1 protein-coding gene and 1 pseudogene are annotated in these 1,375 nt (G+C 65.0%); both read left to right on the forward strand.

Going from position 1 to position 1,375, the window contains the following annotated elements; genetic code table 11:
* Positions 1 to 529 (forward strand): calcium-binding protein (locus AC1DRP_RS36550; protein WP_476771137.1); only part of this gene is annotated, 529 nt, incomplete at its 5' end.
* A gap of 63 nt (positions 530 to 592) precedes the next feature.
* Positions 593 to 1,375, forward strand: a pseudogene (locus tag AC1DRP_RS36555) (HlyD family type I secretion periplasmic adaptor subunit); the annotation flags it as partial.

Raw genomic sequence — 1,375 nt, forward strand, 5'->3', positions numbered from 1 at the left:
CGACATCGTCGTCGGCGGAGACGGAGACGACAGGGTTGAGGGCGATGCCGGCCATGACCGGCTCTTCGGCGGAGCGGGCGACGACCGGATCGAGGGCAATGATGGCAATGACGTCATTGATGGCGGCAGCGGCAATGACCACTTCACCATCGGCACTGATGTGGTGACGCTGACCGGCGGGGCGGGCGACGACACCTTCTCCTTCGACGTGCCCTATGATGAGGACGATCGCGACCTGATCCACCAGATCCTCGACCTCGAGGCCGGCGACCGCATCCGCATCAAGCAGTACCAGATCCGCAAGCACGATGATGATGACGATGATGACGACGGCGGAAGCGGTTCCGACGACGATGCCTTCGATCGCACCTATGGCGACGAGGGCGACGATTCCGGTCGGCCATTCCGCTTCCGCATCGAGAAGATCGGTGACGACGACCGCACCTATGTCGATGTCTATCTCGAGCAGAATGACGAGAAGGACTACTCGATCGAGATCCAGGGCAGTCACAGGCTTTATTACTACTGATCCCGGCGAGGGGGCGGGGCCGCAGCGTCTCGCATTCCGGGCCGTCTGACGGGAGAGATGAGCATGATCAAGAGCAGTGTCGCATCGCAGTCCGGTGGGGACGCCAGGGAAGGGCGCGAGCCGAATTTCGGGCTCGGCCGGCATATGCTCGCCGGTACGGCGCTCGCCCTGCTCTTGGTCGTCGGCTGCGGCGGCTGGGCCGCCAGCGCCCATCTCAACGGCGCCGTGATCGCCCAGGGCTCGGTCAAGGTCGACCAGAACCTCAAGGAGGTGCAGCACCGCGACGGCGGCATCGTCCAGGCGATCGGGGTGCGCCAGGGCGACCGGGTCGAGGCTGGCCAGACCCTGTTCTGGCTCGACGATGTCCAGACCAAGGCCGAGCTCTCGATCATCCGCTCGCAGCTCGGCGAAAATCTCGGCCGCAAGGCCCGCCTGATCGCCGAGCGCGACAACCTCGCCGCGATCACCTTCCCGGCCGAGCTCGCCAAGGTCTTCGACGAGGCGGATCAGATCATCCAGGGCGAGACCCGGTTGTTCGACGGCAACCGCACCAACCGCGAAAGCCGCAAGGAACAGCTCGAGATCAGCATCGTCCAGTCCGGCGAGGAGATCAAAGGCCTCGAGGCGCGCAAGGTCGCCAAGGTCGAGGAGCTGCGCCTGGTCGAACTCGAGCGGAACAAATATCTCGGCCTGTTCGAGAAGGGCTTCATCGACGGCACGAAGGTCTACAACATCAACCGCGAATGGGCCCGCCTGCTCGGCGAGCGCGGCGAGATCGAAGCCTCGATCGCCCGCGCCCGGCTGCGCGTCAGCGACGCCCGCCTCCAGATCATCGCCGTCGACGAG

Source organism: Allobosea sp. 01N443 (genome assembly GCF_056399325.1).